This is a genomic window from Vibrio natriegens NBRC 15636 = ATCC 14048 = DSM 759, from assembly GCF_035621455.1.
Classification (GTDB): domain Bacteria; phylum Pseudomonadota; class Gammaproteobacteria; order Enterobacterales; family Vibrionaceae; genus Vibrio; species Vibrio natriegens.
In genome coordinates, this window is the sequence record NZ_CP141822.1 from 869,290 (window position 1) to 887,826 (window position 18,537).

The following is an 18,537-nucleotide window of genomic DNA, read 5'->3' on the forward strand; positions in this document are numbered from 1 at the left end:
TAGCTCGGCGTAGACCGAAGCAAACGTGAAAACTACTGGTTAAGGGAAAATATGCACAACGGCGTGATGAAGGCATGGCTCGAGTCTTCACACTTGGCTGGCGCCAATGCAACGTATGTAGAGGAACTCTACGAACTGTATCTAAGTGATCCCGATCTGGTAAGTGAGGAGTGGAAACGTGTTTTTGATGGCTTGCCTAAGCCTTCAAAAGAAGTGGCAGAACAGCCGCACTCACGTGTCCGTGACTACTTCCGACGACTCGCTCAAGAAACAAAGCATTACAATGTCCAAGTTAGTGACCCAGATGTCGATGCAAAACAAGTAAAAGTTCTACAGCTAATCAACGCATACCGTTTCCGCGGACACGAGGCTGCAGAATTAGATCCACTAGGTCTATGGCAACGTCCAACCGTTGCTGAGTTGGATCCAGCATTTCATAATCTTACCGAAGAAGATTTCGAAGAAACTTTCAACGTAGGTTCTTTTGCTATTGGGCAAGAAACCATGAAGTTGAGAGACATTTACGAAGCCCTCAAAAAAACTTACTGTGGTTCCATCGGTGCTGAATACATGCACATGACTGACACAGAGCAAAAGCGTTGGATTCAACAACGTCTTGAGTCTGTCGTAGGCCAGCCATCATTCAACAACGATGAGAAACGTACTTTCCTAGAAGAGCTAACAGCAGCTGAAGGCCTTGAGCGTTACTTAGGCGCAAAATTCCCGGGTGCAAAACGCTTTTCTCTAGAGGGTGGTGACGCGCTTATCCCAATGACCAAAGAATTGATCCGTCATGCAGGTAACAGTGGCATGCGCGAAGTGGTTATTGGTATGGCACACCGTGGTCGTTTGAACATGTTGGTGAACGTACTCGGTAAGAAACCACAAGATCTGTTTGATGAATTTGCAGGCAAGCATGATGAAACGTGGGGAACGGGTGACGTTAAATACCACCAAGGTTTCTCTGCCGACTTCGCGACTCCGGGTGGCGATGTTCACTTAGCGCTAGCATTTAACCCATCGCACTTAGAAATCGTAAACCCAGTGGTTATCGGTTCTGTGCGCGCTCGTCAAGACCGTTTGGGTGATAAAGAAGGCAGTAAAGTTCTTCCTATCACTATTCACGGTGACTCAGCTGTTGCTGGCCAGGGCGTGGTTGCGGAAACATTCAACATGTCTCTGTCACGTGGTTTCTGCGTTGGTGGTACGGTTCGCGTTGTTGTTAACAACCAAGTAGGTTTCACGACATCTAACCCACGTGATACTCGCTCGACCATGTACTGTACTGATATCGCTAAGATGGTACAGGCACCGATTTTCCACGTTAATGCTGATGATCCAGAAGCGGTTGCGTTTGTTACGCGTATCGCATTGGATTACCGTAACGAGTTTAAACGTGATGTAGTTATTGACTTGGTATGTTACCGCCGTCATGGCCACAACGAGGCAGATGAGCCAAATGCAACTCAGCCTTTGATGTACCAAAAGATCAAGAAACACCCAACACCACGTAAGCTTTACGCCGATGTTTTGATCGACAAAAACGAATCAGATATTGAGACTGCAACTCAGTTAGTCAACGAATACCGTGATGCGCTTGACCGCGGTGAAGTTGTGGTGAAAGAGTGGCGTCCAATGGCATTGCACTCTGTTGACTGGTCTCCATACCTAGGTCACGAGTGGGACATGCAATGGGACTCTCAATACGACAAACAACGTTTGGTTGAACTTGGTACTCGTCTATGTCAGTACCCAGAAAGTCATAAGTTACAAAGTCGAGTAAACAAGCTTTACAACGACCGTTTGGCAATGATGACTGGTGAAAAAGCGATTGACTGGGGTATGGCTGAAACACTGGCTTACGCAACTTTGGTTGACGATGGCAAGCGTATCCGTATTTCTGGTCAGGACTCGGGTCGTGGTACTTTCTTCCACCGTCACTCGGTTCTTCACAACCAAACAGACGCAAGCACATACATTCCGTTAGCAAACGTTCATGACAAGCAAGGTCCTTTCCAGGTATTCGACTCTGTATTGTCAGAAGAAGCGGTATTGGCGTTTGAATACGGCTACGCAACCGCAGAGCCAGGCGGCCTAACGATTTGGGAAGCACAGTTCGGTGATTTTGCGAACGGCGCTCAAGTTGTTATCGACCAATTTATCTCTTCTGGTGAACAGAAGTGGGCTCGTCTATGTGGCTTAACGATGCTTCTGCCTCACGGCTATGAAGGTCAGGGTCCTGAGCACTCATCTGCGCGTCTAGAGCGTTACCTACAGTTGTGTGCAGAGCAAAACATGCAGGTAGTTGTTCCTTCAACTCCAGCGCAGGTTTACCACATGATTCGACGTCAGGTTGTACGCCCAATGCGTCGACCACTGATTGTAATGTCTCCTAAATCATTGCTTCGTCATCCACTTTGTACGTCTACTATCGAAGACCTTGCAGAAGGTACTTTCCAGGCGGCTATTCCAGAAATCGATAATCTGGAAGCAAGCAAAGTGAAACGCGTTGTATTCTGTTCTGGTAAGGTTTACTTCGACCTACTTGAGCAGCGTCGCAACAACGAGCAAGAAGATGTCGCAATTGTGCGTATTGAACAGCTTTACCCATTCCCGATGGAAGAAGTACAAGCCGCTATTGCTCAATACACAAATGTTGAAGACTTTGTGTGGTGTCAGGAAGAGCCTCAGAACCAAGGTGCTTGGTACTGTAGTCAACATAACTTCCGTGCCGCTATTCCTGCAGGTGCAGATCTTAAATACGCAGGTCGCCCAGCTTCTGCTTCGCCAGCAGTTGGCTACATGTCGGTGCACTTGAAACAACAAAAAGCGTTGGTTGAAGACGCTCTGAACGTGAACTCAAAAACTTCGAATTAAGAACTAGAAGTTAAAGGAAGAAACAGATATGACAATTGAAATTCTGGTTCCAGATTTACCTGAATCAGTTGCAGATGCAACCGTTGCGACATGGCACAAACAACCAGGCGACGTTATTGAGCGTGATGAAGTACTGGTTGATATCGAAACAGATAAAGTAGTGCTAGAAGTACCAGCTCCGGAAGCTGGTGTTTTAGAAGCTATTGTTGAATTAGAAGGTGCGACGGTACTTTCAAAACAGCTTCTGGCTAAAATCAAGCCGGGTGCAGTTGCTGGTGAACCAACAGCAGATAAAACGGAAGGTACACAAGCATCTCCAGATAAGCGTCACAAAGCGGCACTTACTGAAGAGAGCAATGATGCGCTAAGCCCAGCAGTTCGTCGTCTTCTGGCTGAACACAACCTAGAAGCTGGCCAAGTGAAAGGCACTGGTGTTGGCGGTCGTATCACTCGTGAAGACATTGAAGCACACCTAGCAAACGCAAAAGCTGCAACAAAAGCTGAAGCGCCAGTAGTTGAAGCTCCTGCAGCGGCACGTAGTGAAAAACGCGTACCGATGACGCGCCTACGTAAGACTGTTGCTAACCGTCTTCTAGAAGCGAAAAACAGCACAGCGATGCTAACGACGTTTAACGAAGTGAACATGAAACCAATCATGGATCTTCGTAAGCAGTACAAAGACCAGTTCGAAGAGCGTCACGGTACACGTCTAGGCTTCATGTCTTTCTACGTGAAAGCCGTAACTGAAGCGCTAAAACGTTACCCAGAAGTAAACGCGTCTATCGATGGCGATGATATCGTTTACCACAACTACTTCGACATCAGCATGGCGGTATCTACGCCACGTGGTCTGGTAACTCCAGTACTGAAAGACTGTGACACGCTAGGTTTTGCTGATATCGAAAAAGGTATCAAAGAGCTAGCGATTAAAGGTCGTGACGGCAAATTAACAGTAGATGAGCTAATGGGCGGTAACTTCACTATCACTAACGGTGGTGTGTTCGGTTCACTAATGTCTACGCCTATCATCAACCCACCGCAATCGGCGATTCTTGGTATGCACAAAATCCAAGAGCGTCCAATGGCTGTGAACGGTAAGGTTGAAATCCTGCCAATGATGTACCTAGCGCTATCTTACGATCACCGTTTAATCGATGGTCGTGAGTCAGTTGGCTTCCTAGTAACCATTAAAGAGCTACTAGAAGATCCAGCACGTCTCCTATTAGACGTTTAATATCGCTAAAACGTCTAGTTGCCTTGCGTAGCTAGACGTTAAAAATTTCAATGGCTAGACTAGCTCGACGTCTGGCCTTCATCTGAATCACTAAGTGATTGATTTGAGAAGACCCTACAGACGTACAAGCAGCCAAGACTGCAGCGTTATGGAAATAATAAATCCCTTTGGGAAAAAACAAACGGAATATCGAAATGAATTTGCATGAATACCAAGCCAAACAGCTGTTTGCAGAATTCGGTTTACCTGTGCCAGAAGGCTACGCGTGTGATACACCACAAGAAGCTTTTGAAGCAGCAGGCCGTATTAGTACAGCTAAGAAAGTCGTTAAGTGTCAGGTTCACGCTGGTGGCCGCGGTAAAGCGGGCGGCGTAGAGCTACACGATACAAAAGATGGCGTAAAAGAGTTTGCGCAAAAGTGGCTAGGTAAGAACCTAGTAACTTACCAAACAGATGCAAATGGTCAGCCTGTTACAAAAATCCTTGTTGAAGAAGCATCAAACATTGCAAACGAACTTTACCTAGGCGCGGTAGTTGACCGTGCTAGCCGTAAGATCGTTTTCATGGCTTCTACTGAAGGCGGTGTGGAAATCGAAAAAGTTGCGGAAGAAACTCCGGAGCTAATCCACAAAGCAGCAATCGATCCACTAGTAGGCCCACAAGCTTACCAAGGTCGTGAGCTTGCGTTCAAACTTGGTCTTGAAGGTGACCAAATCAAACAATTCGTTAAGATCTTCATGGGTCTTGGCACGATGTTCGCTCAGTACGACCTTGCTCTACTAGAGATCAACCCGCTTGTTGTTACTGGCGAAGGCAATCTGCTATGTCTTGATGGCAAAATCAACATCGACTCAAACGCACTATACCGTCAGCCTAAACTTCGTGAAATGCACGATCCATCACAAGAAGATGAGCGTGAAGCGCACGCAGCTCAGTGGGAACTGAACTACGTAGCACTAGACGGTAACGTTGGCTGTATGGTTAACGGTGCTGGCCTTGCAATGGGTACGATGGATATCGTAAACCTACACGGCGGCAAACCTGCTAACTTCCTAGACGTAGGTGGCGGTGCAACTAAAGAACGTGTTGCAGAAGCATTCAAGATCATCCTATCTGATGACAACGTGAAAGCAGTACTAGTAAACATCTTCGGCGGTATCGTACGTTGTGACATGATCGCAGAAGGTATTATCGGTGCGGTTAAAGAGGTAGGTGTAAACGTACCAGTTGTTGTTCGTCTAGAAGGTACTAACGCAGACCTAGGTCGCGAAGTTCTTGCTAATTCTGATGTTGATATCATTGCTGCTGAGTCGCTAACAGATGCTGCTCAGAAAGTTGTTGCTGCTGCGGAGGCTAAATAATGTCTGTATTAATTAACAAAGACACTAAAGTAATCTGTCAGGGTTTCACTGGTGGTCAAGGTACTTTCCACTCAGAGCAAGCTATCGCATACGGTACGCAAATGGTTGGTGGTGTGTCTCCAGGTAAAGGCGGCCAAACTCACCTAGGTCTACCTGTATTCAACACAGTTCGCGAAGCAGTAGAAGCAACTGGCGCAACAGCGACAGTAATCTACGTACCAGCACCTTTCTGTAAAGATGCAATCCTAGAAGCGATTGACGCAGGTATCGAGCTAATCGTAACTATCACGGAAGGTATCCCTACAACAGATATGATCGACGTAAAAGTGAAGCTAGAAGAAACTGGCGTTCGCATGATCGGTCCTAACTGTCCGGGTGTTATCACTCCTGATGAGTGTAAGATCGGTATTATGCCTGGTCACATTCACAAGAAAGGTAAAGTGGGTATCGTATCTCGTTCTGGTACACTTACTTACGAAGCAGTTAAGCAAACGACAGACGAAGGCTTCGGTCAGTCTACGTGTGTTGGTATCGGTGGTGACCCAATCCCAGGTTCAAACTTCATCGATATCCTGAAACTGTTCCAAGAAGACCCAGAAACTGAAGCGATCGTAATGATCGGTGAAATCGGTGGTACAGCAGAAGAAGAAGCGGCAGCGTTCATCAAAGAGAACGTGACTAAGCCAGTTGTTTCTTACATCGCTGGTGTAACTGCGCCTCCAGGTAAGCGTATGGGTCACGCTGGTGCGATCATCTCTGGTGGTAAAGGTACTGCTGAAGACAAGTTCGCGGCACTAGAAGAAGCTGGCGTTAAGACAGTTAAATCTCTAGCAGAGATCGGTAAAGGTCTACGCGAAGTAACAGGCTGGTAATTTCCAACTTGTTAGAATACAAAAGCCTGGCAATTGCCAGGCTTTTTTGATCGTGGAGTTTGGTTAAGAATGAAAACAAGTAAAGCAAGTGAAACTTCGCAATAATCAAACTCAAACAGACAACATTCTTATGCTTTACGTTGGATGATTTGGCTTAGCATAAACAGCGAAGTTGCGCTTATCACAACGGAAGGGCCAGCTGGTGTGTCAAAGTGCCAGGACAGGCTTAACCCCATCAATACAGAAATCGAACCGATAATGGAGGCAAACAGCGCCATCTGTTCTGGTGTGGAAGACAGTTTTCGAGCCGTTGCCGCTGGGATAATAAGCAGTGATGTCATGATCAACGCACCGACAAACTTCATGCCCACTGCAATCACAACACCTACCATCAACATCAGTACCAGACGCACAAGATCGGTATTCACACCTTCTACTGCAGCAAGCTCTTCGCTGACTGTGCTCGATAGCAATGGGCGCCAGAAAATGTATAAACATGCACTAACGGCAACAACACCCGCATAAATAAATATCAAGTCCTGCAATGAAACAGCGAGCAAATCACCAAATAAGTAACTCATCAAGTCAACGCGCACGTTATCCAGAAAGCTAACCGATACTAAGCCTACTGATAGTGAGCTGTGCGCCAGAATACCGAGTAAGGTGTCAGTGGCGACCAATTGTTGTTTTTGTAGCGTTACCAGCAGTACGGCGAGCGCCAAACAGCACACGAGTAGAGCCAGGTAAATGTTCACATTAAGCAAAAAACCTAGCGCCAGACCCATTAGAGAGGCGTGGGCTAGTGTGTCGCCAAAGTAGGCCATTTTTCGCCAGACGACGAATGAGCCTAATGGCCCTGCGATAATTGCGATGCCAATACCGGCAAGAATAGAGGGGAGAAGAAACTCAATCATGGTGATGGTGTCCGTGGTTATGCTTGGCGCAAGATGATGCATCACCGGAAACCGGATCACCGGACAGATCGTGATGGTGATGATGGTCGTGATGATAAAAGGCTAGTGATTCTCTACCCGCATTGCCAAATAAGGCGATGTAAGATGGATCTTGGGTAATTGTCGCAGGAGAGCCGGAGCAGCAAACGTGGTGATGCAAGCAAATCACATCATCAGTTTTAGCCATCACTAAATGCAAATCATGGGAAACCATAAAAATAGCGCAATCAAAGCGGTGACGAATGCTCTCTATTAGATCATACAGGTCGATTTGTCCCTGAATATCCACACCTTGAGCGGGTTCATCAAGAACAAGAAGCTCAGGACGCTGAAGCAAAGCTCGTGCGAGGAGGACACGCTGATTTTCACCACCAGACAGACTGTGCATATTGCTGCTGATTAGGTGTTCAGCTCCGACAAGCCTCAGTGCATCAATGCACTCTTGCTTGCTGTATTTGCCTGCCAAATTTAAAAAGCGAGTGACATTTAATGGTAAAGAGTCATTGAGCTTTAACTTTTGTGGGACGTAACCAATTTTTAATTTCTTTTTTTTAGATAATTTCCCACTAGTTGGCTTCTGGAGCCCTAAAATGACTTTTACTAGAGTTGATTTCCCAGCGCCGTTGGGGCCAATCAGGGTCGTTATTTTACCCTTGGTTAATTCCATGCTGATGTTGTCCAGAACTTTGCGCTCATCGAATTCGACGCATAAGTGTTCCAGATGGACTAATGAGGACATGAATGAAACTCGTTTGCAAATCAATAATGTTATAATGTAACATTATTGCACTTTCCACTCGATATCCCAAGTAAAACTATGAAAAGAGCTTTAATTCTTATTGCTTTGGCAATGCTAACGTTACCTGCGCAGGCGGTGACAGTGCTTACCAGTATAAAACCTATTCAATTGGTGGTGGCAGAGCTAACCCAAGGCGTGACGGAGCCAGAGGTATTGCTCCAGTCAAATACTTCCCCGCATGATTACGCTCTGCGTCCTTCAGACGTGAAGAAAGTCGCCTCAGCTGATCTGGTCATTTGGTACGGACATGACTTAGAGCCTTTTCTTGAAAAAGTCGTGGCAGAAAAAGCCAATACAATGACGATCAGTGATATCCCTAATTTATCATTACGTGAATTTGATAATGAGCACAATCATGATCACGACGGGCATAACCATGGCTCTTACGACCCGCATTTTTGGCTTGGCGTTGAACCAGTCAAACAAGTCGCTAACGCATTGGCGGAAAAGCTTATCGAGATTGACTCTACTAACGCGAATAAATATAGAGAAAACCTTTCTCATTTCGAAGCGCAATTAGCCGCAACGGATAGTGAAATTAAGCGCAAGCTCGATACAGTAAAAGATAAAGGCTATTTTGTATTTCATGATGCTTACGGCTACTTTGAACAGCGCTATCAACTGAATCAACTTGGTGCCTTTACTGTAAGTCCAGACCGCAAGCCAGGTGCAAAAACATTGATTGAAATACGTAAAGCGCTCAGTTCTGGAGATGTTGCCTGTGTGTTCTCGGAACCACAATTTACCCCAGCAGTCGTTGAAAGCGTAATGCGTGGCAGTAATGTGGCTAAAGGTGAGTTAGATCCGTTAGGCAGCTCAGTTGAATCTAAACCGGGAAGTTACTTCACTTTTCTGTCAGGTATGGCAGATAGCTTCGAGCAGTGTTTAGGCAACAAATAGTTATAGGGTTGTTATTCTCTGTCGGAATTTTCTTTTTTTACGTGATCCAGCAGTAAGAATTGCAACCTTTGGTGAGGCGAGCCTTTTATCAACAGCCAATTGAGATATTATTATCCAATAATTAGCGACTCGAAATAACCATGTCGAGGAAGACATGAAATGTGACGAGTCGGCATAAGTTTAGATATTAAAGGTTTCGTCTTGCTACGCTATCTGGCTCTTTTGCTCGTTGGAGCCGCTATTTCATGTCATGCATTTGCGTTTAATAAAGCCAATGCGATTTTTTACCCTTTGCCTACGCAGGTTAAGGGGACTTTTGTTGCGGCGGAAAATTTGTATTTAGGCGAGCAAGGTGGCCTTTGGATACACGACGTGCATGGACGCGTTTTATTCTATGATGGCCAGAATATACTTCCTAAATCAGGCAGTTTTTTGAAGAGCCCCGTCAAGCAACTTGCCTACAATAAAGGTGCGTTTTGGACTTTCGTTGAGAATGAAGTCTACCAAACCTATCCAAATCAAGAGCGGCGTTTGGTGTTCAGCCTTAACCCCGGCTCCCAAATCAGAAAGATCGGCGCTTCTAACCACTATATCTGGGTTAGTGATGGTGCACACTTTTATACTTATAATATAGAAACCAGTGAGTTAAAAACGTATTCATTACTCCATCTTTATCATCATAGTAACAACAGTTACGTCTATATTAATGATGCGATTTTTATAGAAAATAAATGGGCACTTGCCACGACTTCGGGCTTCTATCTGTCTGAAGGAAACGCCTTTGATCATGTCGCTGAATCTGGTCAGAACTACATTGAAAAAATCTACTACTCTCCTACACGACGGGAAATATTGGTTGGGACGCTTCGGGGAGCGTTGGTTTTCAATATCAATGAGCCGAATAAGCAAGTTACCCAAGTCGGCGGATCACATGTATTAACGTTTGCTGAGACCAACCAAGAGTATTGGGTTGGGACGGAGCACGGGTTGTACTTATATTCGTTTTTGACTGGGGAGGTGACGGAAGTTGAATCCTCGAGTTTCCTAGAGTTAGAGCTGGACAGTAATAAGATTTTCTCACTGTTGAGTGATAACATGGGGGGGATGTGGATAGCAACGGGACAGGGGATCCGTTACTACTCCATGTTCAGTAAAAAGTTTGAGCGAATTACCTTCAGTAGTTACGATTCACAAACACTATCGGGAAGAATCCGAAAAACAGTGACGGGACCTGATGGTGCCTTGTGGTTTGCAGATGATTACAAACTATACCGGAGAGGATTGCACGGAAACGAAATAATCCTCGAGTCTCACACTCCAATCAATGATCTCGTGTTTCAAGAAGGATTGCTTTGGCTCGCAACCTCGGAAGGGTTGAAAGTATTCGATCTTGATGGTTTAAAAGATGTCACTTTTCCTTACTTACAAGTAATGGCAGGGCACGCGGTTGAACACCTTGCTGCTGATGATGCTTCACGTCTTTGGGTTGCAAGCGGTTATCAATTGTATAACGTTGATATCGCCAATCAACGGGTAAGGAACCTAGGCAGTGAATGGTTGGTTAGCCAGTACTTACCTGCAAAAATAACAAGCTTGTACGATACACAAGATCGATTATTGATTGGTACTGATCACGGTGTTTATGAATATGACAATGAACAAATTCGCTTCAAGCGTTTCTCGGAAAAATTCGGTGAATCTCTAGATATTCTAACTGCCTCTGACGGAAATCTTTGGTTTGCTTCGTCTTATGGTTTATTTAAAACGGTTAATGTCGGTGATTCAGAGCAAGTTGTAGAGTTGAGCGTTTCTAATGCCAAACCTGCCTGCATGATCAGTGACGCTCAAGGTGTCTGGCTTGCTTCGTCTGTCGGGTTGAGCTACTACCATCTTTCTGGAGAGTTGGTAAAGCATTTCTCTTCTTCATCCGGTTTGATAAACAATGAGTTTCTGCCAGGAATATGTACTGTAATACAGGGAGATGAAAATCAGGATAGCGAGCTAGTGCTTGGCTCGAAGTATGGTCTGGTAAAAGCCAAAGCCTCAACTCTGAGGGTCTCCAACGCCCCTGAGTCCACGTTTATCGTTAGCCAGGTAGTGCATGAAAATGAAGTTATTCAGGTAGGAAGTGCCAACCTTGATGACGTTGAATTACCTTATGGCTCATCATTAAGCTTCCGCTTTGGCACCATGCCAAGGCCCGATAGCCAAAACTTGTATTATCGATTGAGTGATGGTGAGCCTTGGCAAACATTGGAAGGCGGACAACTTACCTTAGAACACCTTAATTCTGGCGAGTATCATCTTCAGGTAAGTAGCCAGTCTCAAGTTGCTGCGGGTCTGATTGGATTAGAGTCTCGCTTTAAGGTAAAGCAACCATGGTATTTATCTTCTCTGGCGATATTTGGTTTCCTAGCGGCCACGCTCATTATTATGGGTTTACTCACGTATTGGCGCTCTCGCTATATGGTGCAAGTCAATCGTGCATTGGCCGCACAAGTTACTCTCAAAACCAATCAGCTCAGACACCAAAGCCGTGTACTGCTAGCCAGTAACCAACAACTTCGCAAGCAGATCCAAGTGAGAAACCTGTTGGTTGATCATGTTGCTCAATCAATCAAATCAAGCGTTGATCATCTTGCTTCTAAATATCCCCAGGCAATTGATGCGCTAACGCAAGATCATTTTGCTAAAGCCTATTGGCAATTAAATGAATTGAGAAGTGTTCCGGATGAATCTTGTGGCGGCAGCCAAAACTACAATTTGAGCCAAATAACCCAATCTGTAGTGGATGTATGGAAAGAAGACTTTTCGAAAGCGGGTATCCTGGTTGAGATTATTGACGAAAACAAATCGAGTAGAATCGCTCTGGAGAGCTTCAACCTAGACGTCATTTTTAACAGTATTTTTGCCAATATCATTAAGCGTTCATATCGCGGACAAACGGTCAAAATCATGCTGTCTGAAGGAAGTGAATCGGTATGGTTAAATTTTATAGACTACGGTAGCCAATTGACGAACAAGGTATCGTTAAGTCGGGCTTCAAGTGGGAATGCTAACGATCTGGGAATAGACAGCATCTCACAATTAGTCAGTGAGAGTGGGGGGCATTTAGCGGTATTTACTTCCGAGTCGCAGAACAAAATTGAGATCACATGGCCAGTCGCTCAAGAGCTTAGTCATGTAGATGAGCCTTTATCAGAGTTTGCGCCAGATAAAGAGCTTGAAGACTTAGTTAGCCCGGAAGATGAGTGGTTGCAAAAGGTTTACCAGCTTGTGGCTGAGCATTACCACGATGCTGAGTTCGGTACTGCATCTGCGGCAAAAATGTTATTTATGTCGGAACGCAGTTTGCAAAGGCGTTTCAAATCAGCCTCGTCAAGAACGTTAAAAGATTATCTAACAGAAGTACGCTTAGAAACCGCCTGTGAGCAGCTACTCGCCGGAGAGAAAATCAGTGAAGTTGCATTTAATTGTGGTTTCAACGACCCGTCTTACTTTAGCCAGAAGTTCAGATTATATTTTGGCTTGCCTCCTTCTAAGTTTGCACTGACTCAAGAGAACCAATAAGTCACGTCATGCTACTTGCCGTTTTGGCTCCCGATAGCTCTCTGAGTTAAGTGGCCGATATTTATCTCTCGGTTCTTTTCTGGCGAAAATTAAAGCTAATTTTTGCCTCTCAGAACTGTCCCCATTTTTCTTTTTTAAGCTCAGCGCTTCTCCCTATCTAGTAATTCAACTCAACGTCTTCACGGCTTGGCATCATGCAGTCGTCGTTGGATGGTGTTGTCTTAGAAAGAGACATTATTGTGTCATTACGCTTTCCAACGCTCACTTGGTTAGTGCCAGATTATTTAAGTTGCTGACATGTCTAAAGCTAACGTGTGTCTTTGTCTATTAGTGTAAAGCTATATCGATTAGGGAAGTAAATGTGTGGTTTGAGTAGTGGTTTAATAGGGAGGGAACAATGAAAAAAAATATCGTGGTATAGCCGGGGGGACTATACCACGGGTGTCAAGGACACCTTCGCTTGCTGCCGGAGTGGCATGAGACATGCCACCTCTGGAATACATTTGAGAGGTCGCCCTCTCGATGAGTTAACTATACGAGGGGTTACTTATTTTTCTTATAAAAATAACGACACATTGATGTGAAAAAAGCGACAATATTTGGGTGGTTAATTTAACTTAATGATATATAAGAAATAATTATATTTTCAGCTTTGATTCTTATCGTTTTGATAAAGATAAAAAACGCCAATAAAGATAGTTTTGACGAAATTGACGTGTCCAAACTTGACGAAGTTGACGTTTAAAGGAGGGTGACAACAATTATGGTAACTTTGATTTCACACAATAAATCAATGGAGACATAGGAGTAATATTGCAGCATCAATTTATTAAATGAAAATATTTATCATTAGCAATAATCATGTTGGAGCCATAATGAAGCTATCAGAAATTATACCCGGCGATTCGGTGACTATTCGTTTATTAGATGGTCTTTCACCTGACGTAAGAAAAAAGCTAATGGTAATGGGGCTATTGCCTAACACAGTAGTCAAAGTTATTAGGCGCGCTCCAATGGGTGACCCATTACAAGTTGAAGTTCGTGGTGTGTCTGTTGCAGTAAGAGAGACGATTGCTCAAAAAATCGAAGTGGAGAGGGTGTAATGCAGTATCAAGTACTTACGGTAGGTAATCCCAATAGTGGCAAAACGACTCTTTTTAATGGTTTAACAGGCGCAAAGCAACAGGTCGGTAACTGGGCTGGTGTGACTGTCGAGAAAAAGACGGGTCAATTTAAACATGCCGGTGACCAGTTTTTGCTTACAGACCTTCCTGGCATTTACTCATTAGACAGCGGAAATGATAGCAATAGTATCGATGAATCAATTGCTTCACGTGCGGTACTAACTCATCCAGCAGATTTGATCATCAATGTTGTCGACGCCACAAGTTTGGAGCGCAGTCTATACATGACGCTGCAGCTTCGCGAGCTCGGTCGCCCGATGATTGTCGTTCTGAACAAGATGGATGCGCTAAAGCGCGAACGTCAAGTAATTAACGTGGCCGAGTTAGAGAAGACATTGGGGTGCCCGGTTCTCAGTTTGTCGGCGACGGACAAAAAACAAGTCGCAGAATTTAAAGAACGATTGCACAAATCCATTATTCAGGGTGTTGCGCTTAAAGAGATGTCGTTGAACTATGGTCAACAAATGGAAGCGGCGATTGAAAAAGTCTCAACGCTATTTAGTGATCAAACCGTCTCTCATCGTGCGCTTGCTATTCGTGCTTTAGAAAAAGACACCCTGGTTCTAAACAGTCTTTCAGAAAGTGATAGAAGCACGGTTTTAGAGTCGATTGCAAAGCTTGATCTGGATATTGATTTACATGTTGCGGATATCAAATATACGCATTTGCATGAGCAGTGTAAGAAGATTCGCCGTAGTGAGGGCAAACTCAGTCGCAGTGTGACAGAAAAGCTAGACCAATTTATCTTAAATAAGTGGGTAGGCATTCCGTTTTTCTTTGCTGTCATGTATTTGATGTTTATGTTCTCGATTAACATCGGCAGCGCATTTATTGACTTCTTTGATATCGGAGTCGGTGCGTTACTGGTTGATGGTGGCCATTACCTACTTGATGATCACTTACCTGTATGGCTAGTGACTGTGCTTGCAGATGGTATTGGTGGTGGTATTCAAACGGTCGCTACCTTTATTCCAGTCATTGCTTGTCTATATTTATTCCTCGCAGTACTAGAAAGCTCTGGTTACATGGCTCGGGCGGCGTTTGTTCTGGATAAAGTGATGCAGAAAATCGGCTTGCCAGGTAAAGCCTTTGTACCGCTTGTTTTAGGGTTTGGCTGTAATGTCCCGTCTATTATGGCTACCCGAACTCTTGATCAAGAACGTGAACGTAAGCTGGCAGCATCTATGGTTCCGTTTATGTCTTGTGGTGCTCGCTTACCTGTTTACGCATTGTTTGCAGCAGCGTTCTTCCCTGATTCAGGTCAAAACGTTGTATTTGCGCTTTACCTGCTTGGTATTGTGGCTGCCATTTTCACCGGCCTGTTCCTTAAAAATACCCTTTACCCGGGTAGCAGTGACAGTTTTGTCATGGAAATGCCTAACTACGAGCTACCGACACTGCAGAATGTTGTGATTAAAACCTGGCAAAAGCTCAAGCGTTTTGTACTTGGGGCAGGTAAAACCATTGTTATTGTGGTGGCGCTACTTAGCTTCCTAAACTCACTTGGCACTGACGGCAGCTTTGGTAATGAAGATAGCGAGAAATCTGTACTTTCAAAAGCGTCACAGGTTGTCACCCCCGTGTTTGCGCCAATTGGTATCGAAAAGGATAACTGGCCTGCGACAGTGGGTATTATTACCGGTATCTTCGCGAAAGAGGCCGTAGTCGGTACGCTGAACAGCTTATATACCACGCCAACTGACGGTGACGAAGCGGAATACGACCTAATAGGTAGCTTAGAAGAAGCAGTAATGAGTATACCTGAGAACCTTGCTGGTCTTAGTTACTCAGATCCATTAGGCATCGAGGTTGGTGACTTAACCGATTCATATGCGGTAGCAGAAGAGCAAGAAATTGATGCCTCTATTTTTGGCAACATTAAATCTCAGTTTGTTTCTGGCCATGCTGCGTTTGCGTACTTAATTTTCATTCTGCTGTACACGCCATGTGTTGCTGCAATGGGGGCGTATGTGCGTGAATTTGGTAATAACTTTGCTCGTTTTATTGCGGTTTGGACGATGGGGCTGGCTTACCTAACGGCTACTTTCTATCATCAAATGATGCACTTTGCGGACAGTCCAGTTACAAGCGGTATATGGATGGCAGTGATCGTGGCGATCTTCTTTGGTACTTATCGTGTCTTTAAGCGCATTGGTAAGAAGCAGCAAGGTTCGCTGGAGGTACAAGTGGCATGATCTTAAAACAGCTTTATCAATATATTGAAGATAACGGCGCGGTGTCGCAGTCAGAGTTGGCAAAGCAGTTTGGTATGAGTGAAGATGGCGCCGACGCAATGCTGAGTGTGTGGATTAACAAAGGTCGTATTACCCGTTTGGTTGACACCAATAAAGCGCATCATGTGACTCGCGTGCGTTATGCGGTGACGCGGCAAGATGGACTATCACTGACAGTGACGATGTAAACCGTCGGACATAAAGAAGCCGCCATATTAACGGGCGGCTTTTTCGTCTCTGGAGTCTGCGCCAGATCTATACTTTTTGGAAAATAGAACTGAGTGACAATACATTCTGAATGCGCCCAAGGACTTCATCTTGCTCTTCGTCACTGCGGAACTCACCTTTGGTGTTGCCCCACACAGGCCCGGGCCAAGCGACGTCATCTTTAAAGCGTGCGATATGATGAATATGCAGTTGAGGCACCATGTTACCCAGTGCTCCCATGTTGAGCTTGTCTGGAAGGAATGTCGCTTCAAGAGCTTGGCTCACCGCCTGAGACTCTAACAAGAACTGTCTCTGATCGTGCATGGGTAAGTGGTGCAACTCTTTTAAGTTTGCACGCTTGGGAACCAGAATTACCCAAGGTACGGCATTATCTTTATGTAGCAGAGCAACGCAAAGTGGAAAATGACCAATAACAGTAGTGTCTTTTGCTAGTTGAGGGTGCAGTTCAAAACTCATTTTGTTTTCCAATTCATTTTTAATTGTATTGATTGAATTCAGTATAAACAAAAAGGCTGACGCTCTCACGTCAGCCTTTGTTTTTAAGCGTTAGCTAAGATTCGCTTACATGCGCTCTAGCGTTTCGATACCTAGTAGAGACAGACCTTGCTTGATGGTCTTCGCTGTTAGTGCAGCAAGCTTCAGACGGCTTTGTTTAACGGCTTCGTCTTCTGCAACTAGGATAGGGCACGCTTCGTAGAAGCTTGAGAACTGACCAGCTAGTTCAAACAGGTAGCTACACATAATGTGTGGTTGACCTTCGCGAGCGACAGATTGAACCGCTTCTTCGAACTGTAGAAGTTTTGCGATGAGCGCTTTTTCTTTCTCGTCAGTAACCTGGATATCACCTTGAAGGTCATCCATGGCAACCCCTGCTTTTGCAAAGATAGAAGCAACACGAGTGTATGCATACTGCATGTATGGTGCAGTATTGCCTTCGAACGCAAGCATGTTATCCCAGTCAAACACGTAGTCAGTCGTACGGTGCTTAGAAAGGTCTGAGTATTTAACTGCTGCCATCGCAACTGTTTTAGAGATCTTCTCTTTCTCTTCTGCATCTAGCTCTGGGTTCTTAGATTCGATCAGCTGCGCTGCACGAACTTCTGCTTCATCAAGAAGGTCCGCTAAACGTACTGTACCGCCCGCACGAGTCTTGAATGGCTTACCATCTTTACCTAGCATCATGCCGAATGCGTGGTGCTCAAGAGAAACTGACTCAGGCACGTAACCAGCTTTACGAACAATAGTCCAAGCCTGCATTAGGTGCTGGTGCTGACGAGAGTCAATGAAGTAAAGTACGCGGTTCGCGCCCAGTTCTTCGTAACGGTATTTTGCACATGCGATATCTGTTGTGGTGTACAGGAAGCCGCCATCGCGTTTTTGAACGATAACGCCCATAGGCTCACCGTCTTTGTTCTTGTACTCGTCTAGGAAAACAACTTGCGCGCCGTCATCTTCAACCGCAAGACCTTGCTCTTTTAGGTCTGCAACAATCTTAGGTAGCATGTCGTTGTACATGCTCTCGCCCATAACGTCTTCACGAGTTAGTGAAACGTTTAGACGGTCGTAGTTGCGTTGGTTTTGGATCATGGTTACGTCAACCAGTTTCTTCCACATTTCTGCGCAGAACTCGTCGCCGCTTTGTAGTTTCACCACGTAGTTACGCGCTTTAACTGCGAACTCTTCGTCTTCATCATACAGTTTTTTAGATTCGCGGTAGAAGGCTTCAAGGTCAGCCAGCTCCATAGACACTTCGCCAGATTCTTGTTGTACACGCTCAAGGTTAGCGATAAGCATACCGAACTGAGTACCCCAGTCACCGATGTGGTTCGCACGAATCACTTTGTGGCCTAAGAACTCAAGAGTACGTACAACAGCGTCACCGATGATGGTTGAACGCAGGTGACCAACGTGCATTTCTTTTGCAACGTTTGGAGCCGAGTAGTCAGCGACGATAGTTTGTGCTTCTTCTTCTGCCACACCCAGACGTGAATCTGCTAGTGCTGCATCTGCTTGTTTCGCCAAGAACTCTTCGCTTAGGAAAATGTTGATAAAACCAGGGCCAGCGATTTCTGTTTTGCTCGCGATGCCGTCAAGGTCTAGAACATCCAGTACTTTCTGTGCAAATTCTCGTGGGTTAGTACCCAGCTTTTTAGCAACGCCCATTACGCCGTTTGCTTGGTAGTCACCAAATTGTGGCTTTGCTGATTGACGAACGGCTGCAGGGCTGCCTGCAGGTGCGCCAGCGGCTTCTAGAGCCTGAGATACTTTGTCATTAATAAGTGCTTGGATATTCACACGAGTTTCCTTCAATTCGAGGACTAAGAA

The 18,537-nt window shown here is 45.1% G+C and carries 13 protein-coding genes; 9 read left to right on the plus strand and 4 right to left on the minus strand.

Annotated features, from left to right (window positions below; genetic code table 11):
* Positions 1-51 precede the first annotated feature (51 nt).
* The 4 genes from sucA (at position 52) to sucD (ending at position 6,344) form a co-directional block, all read left to right on the plus strand.
* Entirely contained in the window at positions 52-2,877 is a 2,826-nt protein-coding gene (sucA, locus tag VER99_RS04065) for a 2-oxoglutarate dehydrogenase E1 component (RefSeq protein WP_020336307.1), read from the plus strand.
* A gap of 28 nt (positions 2,878-2,905) precedes the next feature.
* On the plus strand, positions 2,906-4,111 hold the full coding sequence (gene odhB / locus VER99_RS04070) for a 2-oxoglutarate dehydrogenase complex dihydrolipoyllysine-residue succinyltransferase (RefSeq protein WP_014231151.1): 1,206 nt from the start codon (positions 2,906-2,908) through the stop codon (positions 4,109-4,111).
* Between the two features lie 194 nt (positions 4,112-4,305).
* Positions 4,306-5,472 (plus strand): ADP-forming succinate--CoA ligase subunit beta, encoded by a 1,167-nt coding sequence (gene sucC / locus VER99_RS04075; protein WP_014231152.1) that lies wholly within the window; start codon positions 4,306-4,308, stop codon positions 5,470-5,472.
* Positions 5,472-6,344, plus strand: a complete 873-nt coding sequence (gene sucD / locus VER99_RS04080) for a succinate--CoA ligase subunit alpha (RefSeq protein WP_014231153.1) — start codon at positions 5,472-5,474, stop codon at positions 6,342-6,344. Before sucC ends, sucD begins: the two co-directional genes overlap by 1 nt.
* 128 nt (positions 6,345-6,472) lie before the next feature.
* Here sucD and znuB read toward each other — a convergent pair whose 3' ends face one another.
* Complete coding sequence (znuB, locus tag VER99_RS04085) at positions 6,473-7,258, minus strand: zinc ABC transporter permease subunit ZnuB (protein WP_020336308.1); 786 nt, start codon at positions 7,256-7,258, stop codon at positions 6,473-6,475.
* On the minus strand, positions 7,251-8,036 hold the full coding sequence (gene znuC, locus VER99_RS04090; protein ID WP_014231155.1) for a zinc ABC transporter ATP-binding protein ZnuC: 786 nt from the start codon (positions 8,034-8,036) through the stop codon (positions 7,251-7,253). The genes znuB and znuC overlap by 8 nt, the downstream gene beginning before the upstream one ends.
* Before the next feature lie 78 nt (positions 8,037-8,114).
* Here znuC and znuA point away from each other — a divergent pair, with 78 nt between their 5' ends.
* From znuA to VER99_RS04115, 5 genes are all read left to right on the plus strand, one after another.
* Positions 8,115-8,996 carry a zinc ABC transporter substrate-binding protein ZnuA gene (znuA, locus tag VER99_RS04095; protein WP_020336309.1) on the plus strand — a complete coding sequence of 294 codons (882 nt, stop codon included), beginning with the start codon at positions 8,115-8,117 and terminating at the stop codon, positions 8,994-8,996.
* Between the two features lie 201 nt (positions 8,997-9,197).
* On the plus strand, positions 9,198-12,566 hold the full coding sequence (locus VER99_RS04100; protein ID WP_020336310.1) for a helix-turn-helix domain-containing protein: 3,369 nt from the start codon (positions 9,198-9,200) through the stop codon (positions 12,564-12,566).
* Positions 12,567-13,441: 875 nt separating this feature from the next.
* Positions 13,442-13,669 (plus strand): FeoA family protein, encoded by a 228-nt coding sequence (locus VER99_RS04105; RefSeq protein WP_014231158.1) that lies wholly within the window; start codon positions 13,442-13,444, stop codon positions 13,667-13,669.
* Positions 13,669-15,945 carry a Fe(2+) transporter permease subunit FeoB gene (feoB, locus tag VER99_RS04110; RefSeq protein WP_020336312.1) on the plus strand — a complete coding sequence of 759 codons (2,277 nt, stop codon included), beginning with the start codon at positions 13,669-13,671 and terminating at the stop codon, positions 15,943-15,945. The genes VER99_RS04105 and feoB overlap by 1 nt, the downstream gene beginning before the upstream one ends.
* A complete protein-coding gene (locus VER99_RS04115) occupies positions 15,942-16,172 on the plus strand; it encodes a FeoC-like transcriptional regulator (RefSeq protein ID WP_014231160.1) in 231 nt (76 codons plus the stop codon). The genes feoB and VER99_RS04115 overlap by 4 nt, the downstream gene beginning before the upstream one ends.
* A gap of 67 nt (positions 16,173-16,239) precedes the next feature.
* On the opposite strand, the gene VER99_RS04120 is transcribed toward VER99_RS04115, so the two are convergent.
* Both VER99_RS04120 and argS read right to left on the minus strand, forming a co-directional pair.
* Positions 16,240-16,668, minus strand: coding sequence for an HIT domain-containing protein (locus VER99_RS04120; protein WP_014231161.1), 429 nt, complete (start codon positions 16,666-16,668; stop codon positions 16,240-16,242).
* Positions 16,669-16,773: 105 nt separating this feature from the next.
* Positions 16,774-18,507, minus strand: coding sequence for an arginine--tRNA ligase (gene argS / locus VER99_RS04125; RefSeq protein WP_014231162.1), 1,734 nt, complete (start codon positions 18,505-18,507; stop codon positions 16,774-16,776).
* Positions 18,508-18,537: the final 30 nt, after the last annotated feature.